Raw genomic sequence first — 11,799 nt, forward strand, 5'->3', positions numbered from 1 at the left:
TAAATGAAATTACTCACTTTAAACTGCCACTCTTGGCAAGAAGAGAATCAAATAGAAAAAATAAGACATCTTGCTAAAACGATTCAAGAAGAAGGTTACGATGTTATTGCCTTGCAAGAGGTTAGTCAGTCTATAAAAGCTCAAAATGTATGCGGTAATAAGAAAAAGGATAACTTTGGCCTTGTATTACTTGCAGAGCTTGAGAAGTTGGGTTCAGGAAATTACAATATTGTTTGGGATTACTCGCATATTGGTTATGACATATATGAAGAAGGTTCAGCTATCATAACGAAACATCCTATTGTGAAACAAGATTCTTTCTTTGTATCAGAAAGTAAGGATACTTCTTATTGGAAAGCACGTAAAATTGTAAGTGCAACAGTCTCTTATAAAGGAAAGAATATGACGTTTTATTCATGTCACCTTGGGTGGTGGAATGATGAGGAGGAAACGTTTCAAGGCCAAGTGGATTGTTTAACGCAGCATGTGAATGAAAACGAACTTTCAATTTTAATGGGCGATTTTAATAATAATGCCCGTTTACAAGGAGAAGGATACGATTATCTCATGCAAAAAGGGCTTTATGACACATATGAACTAGCTTTTAAAAAAGATGAAGGAACAACTGTACAAGGAAAAATTGCTGGTTGGGATGAAAATAAGCAAAATTTACGAATTGATCTTATTTTAAGTAACAAACCAAAAACAGTTATTTCTTCAAAGGTCATTTTCAATGGTATAAATCGAAATATTATTTCAGATCATTTCGGAGTAGAAGTTCAATTAGATATATAATAATAGAAGAAATCCTCATAGCAATGTAAGCGCTATGAGGATTTTTTTGTGAATACAAGTATTTCCAAGATAAAATACTTGTATTTTTTATGACATTTCCTATATATTTGTTATTATTGAATGTAAAACCGATTTGGTCATTTTGTATGAATACTTTATCGACTTCGTTATATAATGAAGTAAGTGAAGTGTTTCGTTTGGAAAAATAGTACATTTTCGTTTAATCCACGATGAGGAAAATGATATAATTGCAAAATGCATGCATCATTTTCTAAAGAAGGAAAAATATATAATTAGGTGATAGCTTATATGAAACAGATATGGCGTATTTATACGACAGACTTACGGAATGTAGCCAAACATTGGGCTGCGATTGTAATTGTATTAGGACTTATGATTTTGCCATCGTTATATGCATGGTTTAACATTAAAGCTTCCTGGGATCCATATGGGAACACGAAAGATGTTCCAATTGCAGTTTCCAACCAAGATGCTGGATCAAATTTACGGGGAAAAGATATTAACATCGGGAATGAAATTGTAGATTCGCTCAAAAAGAATAAAAATATGGGATGGAAATTTGTTGATGAAAAGCAAGCAATTTATGGAGTAGAACACGGGGATTATTATGCAAGTATTACGATTCCGAAAGATTTCTCTGAAAAAATTGCAACGGTAATTAGCGATAACCCACAAAAACCAGAACTTGATTATTTTGTGAATGAAAAGGTCAATGCCATTGCACCGAAAATTACAGCGAAAGGTGCATCAGGTATAACAGAAGAAATCAGTAAAAACTTCGTTAAAACAGCAAACGGTGAGATTTTTGAAATCTTCAATGACCTTGGAATCGATTTAGAAACAAACTTACCAAGTATTGAAAAAGTAAAGGATCTTGTATTTAAGTTAGAAGCAGAGTTCCCAGAAATGTATAAACTTGTGGATACAGCGTTAGATGATGCGACTAGAGCACAAGATCTTGTGAAAGTTGTACAAGAAGATTTACCGATAGTTGAGAGTGTGATGAATGATGGTCAGGATGCACTGAAGAACCTGGATACATTCTTTGCAAGAAATGATCAAACATTAAAAGATGCTCCTGGGGTTATAAGAAACGACTTAACTGTGGTAAAAGATGCGATGGATAAGGCAAATGCCTTTACTAATTTTTTAATGCATCCAGGAGTTGATTTGAATCTTCCTGAATTCCCATCACTTTCCCAAATCCCACAATTGAATGATGAGGGATATAAAAATATTGCGAAAAATATTAATCAAACTGTGAATAATGCATTAAGTTCAGCACGCACGACCACAGCGTATGCACAAAGTGTTATGGACGGACTGTCTAATGGGAAAATTGATCCAGAGATAGCGAAGAAAAATATTGAAACCATTTCTAATAATTATCAAACACATATTGATAATCTTTCTTCAATTATTGATATGATGTCTACACTTCAAAATGATGCAAAAAATGGTTTTGGTGATAGAGTAACACATTTAACAGCGATTAGAGATGGACTGCAGGACTTAAATAATCGATTTAAGCATCTTAATGATTTAATTAGTACAGGTCAAGAAGTAAATCAAGATGTGAGAGATGGGATTAATCAAAAGTTAAATACAGTAAATGGTCTCATTGATCAAGCTGAAAAAGATTATAATGACACGTTTGTAGCAGATTACAAAAAAGCAGTTCAATTTAAAGAACAAACAGAAAGCAAGATAAATGAGGATTATGAGAAAGCCAAGGCTGAATATAATAAAGTAAAAGAAGATTTACAAACTAAAGGAGTCAATGGAGTAGAGTCTACAAAAGTAGCTTTAAACAGTTTGAACGGTCAATTACAAGCAGGTATTAGCATGATTGATGATATAATTCCTGTTTTAGAGAGTACAAATAAGGTTTTAGGTGATGTAAATAGTGATAAAAACCTTGATAATGGAATTGCAAAATTAAATAAAGTAAAAAGTACTCTTGAAAAGGGTGTGGATGCAACAAATAAAGGGGTTACACTTATTAACAATGGGCAAAAACCTACAAAAGATGTAATTGAAAGTATTAACGAAGCAACTAAAATGGCTTCAACACAATTAGGAGACTTTTTAGCAAAATACGATTCCGAAATTGTTCCAAACTTCAATGCAGCAATCGCACGTACAAAAGAGATGTCAAAAAATACATCTAAGCTTTTAAACGACGCAGATAAAAAGCTTCCAGATGTAAAAAAACTGCTAGAAGATTCATCAAAAGGATTAGTGGAAGGCACGAAGAAAGTTGAAGATATTAAAGCAGAAATGCCGGCTACTGAGAAAAAGATTAAAGAATTAGCAGATAAAATTCGTAAATTTGAATCGGAAGAAGATATAAAAGATATCATCAAGTTATTGAAAAATGATGTTGAACAGCAAAGTGATTACTTTGCAAATCCAGTAAATTTAAAAGAAAATAAATTATTTGCGATGCCAAACTACGGTTCAGGGATGTCACCATTCTATACAGTACTTGCATTATGGGTAGGGGCACTTTTAATGGTTTCATTATTAACAGTAGAAGTACATGAGCCAGAGGCAAATTATAAGAGTCATGAGATTTACTTCGGACGCTTTTTAACATTCTTAACGATAGGTCTTGCACAGGCGTTTATCGTATCGATGGGAGATATTTTCTTACTTGGTACGTATGTAGTTGATAAGTTTTGGTTTGTTCTATTCAGCTTATTCATTGGTGGAGTCTTTGTTTGTATCGTGTATTCACTCGTTTCTGTTTTCGGAAACATTGGGAAATCGATGGCAATCATTTTACTCGTACTACAAGTAGCTGGATCAGGCGGAACATTCCCAATTCAAATGCTTCCAAGATTCTTCCAATTGATATATCCGTTCTTACCGTTCACATATGCAATTAGCGTGATTCGTGAAACAGTGGGCGGAATGCTTTGGGATATTGTGATAAGAGATCTTCTCGTGTTAAGTGTCTTTGTGGTAATCATGCTTGTACTTGCATTGGTACTGAAAACACCGATTAACAAGTCGAGTGAGAAATTTGTTGAGAATGCAAAAGGAAGTAAAATTATTCATTAAAAAAAGTTCCTACCGAGAGCGGTAGGAACTTTTTTTATTCAAATTTTAACTTTTTTAATGCTTCTGCTAGTGCGTTATTTAATGGCTCTTCTTCTTCTTTTTGTTGCTGCTTCATATATTTTTGCACGTAGCGTTTATCTGCTTTATTTCCTGATTCTTTCTTGCGGCGCTCTTGGAATGTAGAAAGCTTCTCGCGATATCCACATTTACATGCGAAGATTTGCCCATCTCCTTCACCGCGAAGTTCTAGTTTTTTCTTACATTGAGGGCATCTTGCATTTGTCGTACGGGATACATTTTTACGATGACCACATTCGCGGTCTTGGCATACAAGCATTTTACCTTTTTTGCCGTTTACTTCAAGCATCGGTTTGCCACAGTCTGGACAAGTTTTTGTTGAAATGTTTTCATGCTTATACTTTTTATCGCTTGATTTAATTTCAGCAACGATTTCTTTTGTATAGTTTTTCATCTCGGAAATGAAAATTTCTTTTTTTAATTTACCTTTTGCGATAGCTTCAAGTTTTTGTTCCCATTCAGCAGTTAGTGTAGGAGATTTTAGTTCTTCCGGTACTAAATCAAGTAACTGACGACCTTTTGATGTAATGTGAATATCTTTACCACGTTTTTCAATCAAGAATGAATTAAATAGTTTGTCAATAATGTCAGCTCGTGTAGCCACAGTACCTAATCCACCAGTTGATTTTAACGTATCAGCAAGTTGTTTGTTTTGCGTATCCATGTATTTTGTAGGGTTTTCCATTGCTGAAAGTAACGTTGCTTCATTAAAGCGTGCAGGTGGTTTTGTTTGACCTGATGTTTGAGCAATTAGTTTTACGCTTAATGTATCGCCTTTTTCAATGCGAGGTAAAATTTGCTCTTTTAAATCTTCAACTGCATCGTCATCTTCAAAGCGGTTTTCATATACTTCTTTCCAACCAGAATGTAAAATCGTTTTGCCACGTGCAACAAACGTTTCATCACCAATTTTCGTGCGTAATGTTAGTTGTTCATATTCAAAGGCTGGGAATAAAACTGCTAAGAAACGTTTTACCACTAAATCATAAATTTTGCGTTCTTTATCTGTGAAAGCTGAGAAATTCACATAGCTTTCCGTTGGGATGATTGCGTGATGATCGCTTACTTTACTATCATCAACAAATGCTTTAGTGGATTTTATAGGCTTATTTAAAATTTTATGAGCTAAAGGACGGTATTCTCCTACTCCACACGCTTTTAGACGCTCTGGAAGTGTTCCGACGATATCAGATGAAATATAGCGTGAATCTGTACGAGGGTAAGTGAGTACTTTATGTTGCTCATATAATTTTTGCATAATGTTTAATGTTTCTTTTGCAGAGTAACCAAAGATTTTATTCGCATCACGTTGTAGCTCAGTTAAATCATAAAGACCAGGAGCGAATGATTTTTTCTGCTTTTTCTCAATTTCCGTGACAGTGGCATTTTGTTTATCGAGTTTTTTCACAATCGTATCGATTTTTGCTTTATCAAAACTACGACCATTCCCTTTAGCATCTTGCCAAGTCAATTTTAACTTTTCTGTTGTTTGAGCTTCAATGCCGTAGTATGTTTGTGCTTTGAAGTTTTTAATTTCGTCCTCACGACCTGCAATGATAGCCACAGTAGGTGTTTGTACACGACCACAGTTTAGTTGAGCATTAAATCGAGTAGTTAATGCACGTGTTGCATTAAGCCCGATATACCAGTCAGCCTCCGAACGTGCGACAGCTGAAGCGTATAAATTTTCATATGCTTTACCTGGCTTTAAGTTTGCGAAGCCATCTTTGATTGCTTTATCAGTAACAGATGAAATCCATAGACGCTTGATAGGTTTATTAATTTTAACTTTATCAATAATCCAACGCGCGACTAATTCTCCCTCTCTTCCTGCGTCTGTAGCCACTATTATTTCGGTAACATCTTTTCTAATCAGTTGACTTTTAACGGCATTAAACTGTTTGCCAGTTTGCTTAATCACTGTCAATTTCAAACGTTCAGGTAGCATTGGCAGATCTTCTAGATTCCACTTTTTGTATTTCACATCATAGCTTTCTGGGTCTGCTAATGTAACAAGATGCCCTAAAGCCCAAGTAACGATATATTTATTACCTTCAAGATAACCATTTCCTTTTTTATCACACTTCAATACACGTGCAATATCACGTGCAACAGAAGGTTTTTCAGCAATTACAACACTTTTTGCCATATTTAAAACATCCTTTCAAGTTTCCGTAAGTTAAATATAGCATACATCCTTTGCGGATTCAGTTATGCCGAAGATTCTAACCTTTTGTTATGAATTAAATACTCTATATCCTTGACTAGTTAAGAGGGTGAAAATTTTAGTATTTCGGATATAACAAAATAGTAGGATATCTTTGTCCTTTTTTAAAAGGACAAACCATTATTTCACAAGGCGGAAAAGTATCAAAACGCGATGTTGCGAAGTATATGAAACAATAAAATCAAGATGATGAGCCGCGTAATCCTGCGTTAGCGGAAGCTTTGGCAAAATTGAAATTTGGTTCAAAAGAAAAAAGGGAACTGCTCTCATTTTCTCACTTTGTTTGAACTTGGCATGGGGCTAAAAGAGGACCTGACCGCTTCTATGTATGGCAGGATGCTCTCTCCCACCTAAAAAAGGGTTTTTATCGTTTTTTCAATTTGTACTTACATATTAAGATGACAAAAACTTGTAACTTGTTATTTTAAGAGAATAAGAGTAGACTCTGAATTAGATGAATAAGAAAACACATGGGAGTTTGCGGAAGCAAACTGAGAGTACGGCTAATCTGTCGTTGACCATTTGAACCTGTTGGATAATGCCAGCGTAGGGAGAGTGTAAAAGCACATATTCAGGCACTTTGCATACGCGAAGTGTCTTTTTGTGTATCTCCCATTACTAAATTAGGAGATGAAAAGAATGAATTTACAAGAAATCGCAAAAGTAGTGGAAGTAGTAAGAGAGTCTAATCCACTTGTGCATAATATTACAAATGTTGTTGTGACAAATTTTACGGCCAATGGTTTACTTGCAGTAGGAGCATCACCAGTTATGGCGTATGCAAAAGAAGAAGTGGCTGAAATGGCTAGCATTGCAGGAGCACTTGTTTTAAATATGGGTACGCTTCGTCCTGAAGAAGTAGAAGCGATGCTAATTGCTGGAAAGTCTGCGAATACACATCATGTACCAATATTATTTGATCCAGTTGGTGCTGGAGCTACTTCTTACCGAACTGAAGTAGCAAGACATATTCCAAGTGAAGTGAAATTAGCAATGATTCGCGGGAATGCAGCGGAAATTGCTAATGTTATCAATGAAAAATGGGAAATTAAAGGTGTTGATGTTGGTGCTGGAAATGGAGATGTTGTAGGAATTGCGAAACAAGCAGCAGATGAACTAGATACAGTCGCGGTTATTACCGGAAAAGAAGATGTTGTAACAAATGGTGAGCGAACTTTTATCATTCGTAACGGCCATCCAATCTTAACGAAAGTTACAGGGACGGGATGTTTGTTAACTTCTGTAATGGGAGCATTTGCAGCGGTTGAAAAAGATTATGTGAAAGCAGCAGTTGCTGCATTAACGTTTTATGGGGTAGCAGCAGAAATCGCTGCTGCAAAAACCGTGGAGCTAGGACCGGGCAGTTTCCAAATCGAATTTTTGAATCAGCTAGCAAACATTACTGTGGATGATATTGAACAATATGGAAATATCCAAGAGGTGCAGTAAGAAAGGATGAGGGAAATGGCGCGCATTAATCAACAGCAAATGTCCAAATTATTGCAAGTGTATTTTATTATGGGTAGTAACAATTGCCAAAAGGATCCATTACGAGTGATGAAAGAAGCGCTAGATGGTGGAGTGACCCTTTTTCAATTTCGTGAAAAGGGTGAAGGAGCTTTAACTGGCAAAGAACGAGTCCATTTTGCAAAGCAGTTACAAGCACTTTGTAAAGAATATAATGTTCCATTTATCGTGAATGATGATGTAGACTTAGCAATTGAATTAGATGCAGATGGTATTCATGTTGGACAAGATGATGAGGGAATTACATCCGTTCGTGAAAAAATGGGAGATAAAATTGTTGGGGTATCTGCCCATACGATAGAAGAAGCACGCTTTGCCATTGCAAATGGAGCGGATTATTTAGGAGTAGGACCTATTTTTCCGACGAGTACGAAGAAAGATACAAAAGCGGTGCAAGGAACGAAAGGATTACGTTATTTTAGAGAAGAGAGAATTACAATCCCGATTGTTGGTATTGGAGGAATTACAGTTGAAAATGCTGCCTCTGTTATAGAGGCAGGGGCTGATGGAGTTTCTGTTATTTCTGCCATTAGTTTAGCGGATTCCCCTTATGAAAGTACGTCTTTACTGACAGGTATTTTTAATGATAAAGTGAAACTTTAATTAGTGGGGGGGGGGGGCTTCATCCCGTACTGATTATCATCCCTCACCAGTTGATATATGGGAAGAACCATTTCTAATCTGAAGAAATGGTTTTTTGTCGTATAAAACAAAGTGTGCGGCTCAAACTAATATGTGTGAACATATATCGTTTCGGAGGGGAACATATGATTTCTTTACAAGATATTATAGCTGCTCATGAGAAAATGAAAGGCATTGTACATATGACACCACTGGATTATTCAAGTACATTTAGTGAATTATCAAAGAATGAAGTGTATTTAAAGCTTGAAAATCTACAAAAAACCGGCTCTTTTAAAGTACGTGGTTCTTATAATAAGATGGTTTCTTTAGAAAAAGGAGAACTAGAAAATGGAGTTATTGCAGCATCTGCTGGAAATCATGCACAAGGAGTTGCCTATTCTAGTAATATGCTCGGTATTCCTTGTACGATTGTGATGCCAAAAGGTGCCCCGCTTAGTAAAGTGCTAGCGACGAAGCGATACGGAGCACACGTGGAATTGCAAGGTGATGTATTTGACGATGCTTTAGCTTACGCACTTGATTTAAAAGAACAAACGGGAGCGAAGTTTGTTCACCCGTTTGATGATGAGGCTGTCATTGCTGGTCAAGGTACAGTTGGATTAGAAATTATGCAGCAGCTTGATGATATAGATGCAGTAATCTGTCCTGTTGGAGGTGGAGGTTTAATTGCAGGTATAGCGATGGCGATTAAAGAACAGAAGCCATCGGTAAAAATATATGGTGTACAAGCGCTTGCCTGTCCAGGTATGAAGCAATCCTTTGAAGAAAAGAAAGTAATTACAGTAGAATCTTCACCGACTATGGCAGATGGAATCGCGGTAAAAAGACCAGGTGAGCTTACTTTTCAGCTTGTAGAGCGCTACGTAGATGATATTTTTTGTGTGGATGAAATGGAAATTGCACGAACGATGCTAATGCTACTTGAACGCAATAAATTATTAGTAGAGGGGTCCGGTGCTAGTTCAGTAGCGGCGCTACTATATCAAAAAGTACCTGTGAAAGAAAAAAAGGTTGTGTCAGTTTTAAGTGGAGGGAATGTCGACGTAAACTTTATCACTCGTATTATTGAACATGGAATGGTTGAAGCTGGTCGATTTGTTCACATTGCGACAACAATTAAGGATAAACCAGGACATTTGCAACACTTACTTGAAATTGTGACAAATTTTGAAGCGAACGTATTACATATTCATTTAGAGAGAATTGGAACAAAGGTGTTTCCTGGGTATGCACAGCTCCATTTATCGTTAGAAACGAAAGATAAAAACCATATTGAAGAAGTGCTAAGCGCGATAGAGAAGAAAGGATATAATGTAGAGGTTATTGAATAAAGAATTTAAACAAACGTTTGATTAAATGAAAAAAGCACAAACTTTATTCAGAAAAAGTTTGTGCTTTTTATATATTAAAACATAATTGAAATTAGTAGCATCCCAATTCCAATGGAAGCAAATGTCGCAACCAGACCAGGAATCATAAAGCTATGATTTAATACATATTTACCAATACGTGTTGTTCCTGTACGGTCAAAGTTGATCGCAGCAACAATTGTTCCGTAGTTTGGAATGAAGAAATAACCGTTTACTGCAGGGAACATGGCAATAAGAAGTGCTGGTGAAATACCAAGTGATAATCCGAGTGGCACTAACGCACGTACTGTTGCAGCTTGGCTATATAGTAAAATAGATAGGATAAATAGCGCAATAGCGAATAACCATGGTGCGCTTGTTACTAGGTGTTGAATCGATCCTTGAATCGTACTTAAGTTTCCATTGAAGAATGTGTCTCCCATCCAAGCGATACCGAAGATTGCAACAACGGCTGTAGCGCCGGCTTTGAAGACATTTCCAGATACAATGCTTTCTACATTTGGCTTACAGAAGATAATAATAAGAGCAGCAATTGTTAACATTACCATTTCAATTGTGTTTGGCATTGAAAGCCGAACTAATTTTCCGTCTATCATCCATCCTGGACGAAGTGCTTCGAATGAACCAAGAAGAACAACAAAAATAGTTGCAAATAAGAAGAGAACAACAGATAATTTGGCGCCCTTTGCACCGATAAATTCTTTCTTTTCTTCAAGTTTAGGAATCATTCCTTCTTTTAATCGTTTCAAGTATTCAGGGTCTTCATTTAACTCTTTACCCATTTTGCTGGCAACGAAAGCAGCTAGCATACAAGCGATGAAAGTAGAAGGAATACTTACTTTTAAAATATCTAACAATGTAATTTTATAATCAGCTAGCATTGCTAACAGGGCCACAGTTGCAGCAGAGATTGGACTTGCTGTAATTGCTTGTTGCGAAGCGATTACGGCAATTGACATCGGGCGTTCAGGTCTAATTCCTGATTCACGTGATACCTCTGCAATAACGGGAAGTACGGAATAGGCAACATGCCCAGTTCCAGCGCACAATGTAAATAAATATGTCACAATAGGTGCGAAAAATGTAATGCGCTTCGGGTTTTTACGAAGTGCTTTTTCTGCAAGATGAACAAGGTAATCCATTCCACCTGCAGCTTGTAAGGCACCTGCAGCTGTAATGACTGCTAAAATCATCAGCATAACGTCAATAGGAGGAGCTGTAGGTTGTAAATGGAATACGAATACAAGTATTGCCATACCAACTCCACCCATTACCCCTAGTCCAACTCCACCAAGGCGTGCACCGATAAAAATGCAGAGTAATAAGGTAATAAATTGTAGCCAAAACATGATGAAACACCTCCGAAATCTATATGGTAAGATATTTTTGAATAATTTAATTTGAATGCCAATTATTAAATTAAACAAATAAAAACCTGTTAAATCAACCTTTTTATTATATAACACATAAAATGTAACATTCACTATATTTTGTGACATTATTTCGGAAAAACAATTACTTTAATTTAATATATAAATAAGAAATAATGGACGTATAGTAAATGTGTTGCAAAGAAAAAAGCAGAAACGAATTCATCCGTTTCTGCTTTTTTCTTATGAAAGAGACTTATTTTAGAGATTCTTTAATTTGTGTGAAAATATTAATAGCAAAAATGATAATAGCAAGAACAACAAGAATACTTCCACCAGCAACAAAAGGTATAGCTGCATGGTAGCCATAAATCTCAAGAGCGAGTGCAATCATCGTAATCGGTAGTCCGATATTTAAGAGCCAAAAATGCCATTTACCAAGTTTTGAGGCACCAGCTTCTTTGAAAATATATGACCAATAGTTTATGAGCGGTATCATATTATGAAAAAAATGTGGATTTGTTTGTTTGAAAAAATAAATCATGCTACAATGAAAACGAATTAAGACCGGGGAGCCAATTGGCTGAGAGGATGTAAGTAAGCATCGACCCTCAACCTGATCTGGATAATGCCAGCGTAGGGAGTTACTTAAAGTGATGTAAGCAGATGTTGTTGTATAATAACTTGCATACAAGGCTTT

Annotated in this window: 8 protein-coding genes and 2 riboswitches; of the genes, 5 read left to right on the plus strand and 3 right to left on the minus strand. The window is 36.0% G+C overall.

What is annotated here, in order from left to right; translation table 11 throughout:
• The first annotated feature begins 3 nt into the window (after positions 1 to 3).
• Together C564_RS0119790 and C564_RS0119795 are read left to right on the plus strand one after the other, a co-directional pair.
• Positions 4 to 795, plus strand: a complete 792-nt coding sequence (locus C564_RS0119790; RefSeq protein ID WP_003194752.1) for an endonuclease/exonuclease/phosphatase family protein — start codon at positions 4 to 6, stop codon at positions 793 to 795.
• Between the two features lie 309 nt (positions 796 to 1,104).
• Complete coding sequence (locus C564_RS0119795; protein WP_018766529.1) at positions 1,105 to 3,882, plus strand: YhgE/Pip domain-containing protein; 2,778 nt, start codon at positions 1,105 to 1,107, stop codon at positions 3,880 to 3,882.
• 34 nt (positions 3,883 to 3,916) lie between these two features.
• On the opposite strand, the gene C564_RS0119800 is transcribed toward C564_RS0119795, so the two are convergent.
• Entirely contained in the window at positions 3,917 to 6,109 is a 2,193-nt protein-coding gene (locus C564_RS0119800; RefSeq protein ID WP_018766530.1) for a DNA topoisomerase III, read from the minus strand.
• A gap of 538 nt (positions 6,110 to 6,647) precedes the next feature.
• Positions 6,648 to 6,757, plus strand: a riboswitch (TPP riboswitch).
• 60 nt (positions 6,758 to 6,817) lie between these two features.
• On the opposite strand from C564_RS0119800, the gene thiM reads away from it, so the two are divergent.
• From thiM to ilvA, 3 genes are all read left to right on the plus strand, one after another.
• A complete protein-coding gene (thiM, locus tag C564_RS0119805; RefSeq protein WP_338141915.1) occupies positions 6,818 to 7,636 on the plus strand; it encodes a hydroxyethylthiazole kinase in 819 nt (272 codons plus the stop codon).
• Positions 7,637 to 7,642: 6 nt separating this feature from the next.
• Entirely contained in the window at positions 7,643 to 8,317 is a 675-nt protein-coding gene (gene thiE, locus C564_RS0119810) for a thiamine phosphate synthase (RefSeq protein ID WP_081621496.1), read from the plus strand.
• A gap of 164 nt (positions 8,318 to 8,481) precedes the next feature.
• Positions 8,482 to 9,690, plus strand: coding sequence for a threonine ammonia-lyase (gene ilvA, locus C564_RS0119815; protein WP_018766533.1), 1,209 nt, complete (start codon positions 8,482 to 8,484; stop codon positions 9,688 to 9,690).
• Between the two features lie 74 nt (positions 9,691 to 9,764).
• On the opposite strand, the gene C564_RS0119820 is transcribed toward ilvA, so the two are convergent.
• A complete protein-coding gene (locus tag C564_RS0119820) occupies positions 9,765 to 11,078 on the minus strand; it encodes an anaerobic C4-dicarboxylate transporter family protein (RefSeq protein ID WP_018766534.1) in 1,314 nt (437 codons plus the stop codon).
• Positions 11,079 to 11,355: 277 nt separating this feature from the next.
• Positions 11,356 to 11,643 (minus strand): hypothetical protein, encoded by a 288-nt coding sequence (locus C564_RS32335; protein WP_003203777.1) that lies wholly within the window; start codon positions 11,641 to 11,643, stop codon positions 11,356 to 11,358.
• Between the two features lie 14 nt (positions 11,644 to 11,657).
• A riboswitch (TPP riboswitch) is annotated at positions 11,658 to 11,759 on the plus strand.
• Positions 11,760 to 11,799 lie beyond the last annotated feature (40 nt).

It is taken from the genome of Bacillus sp. 105MF (genome assembly GCF_000374885.1).
In the GTDB taxonomy this organism is placed as follows: Bacteria; Bacillota; Bacilli; order Bacillales; family Bacillaceae_G; genus Bacillus_A; species Bacillus_A pseudomycoides.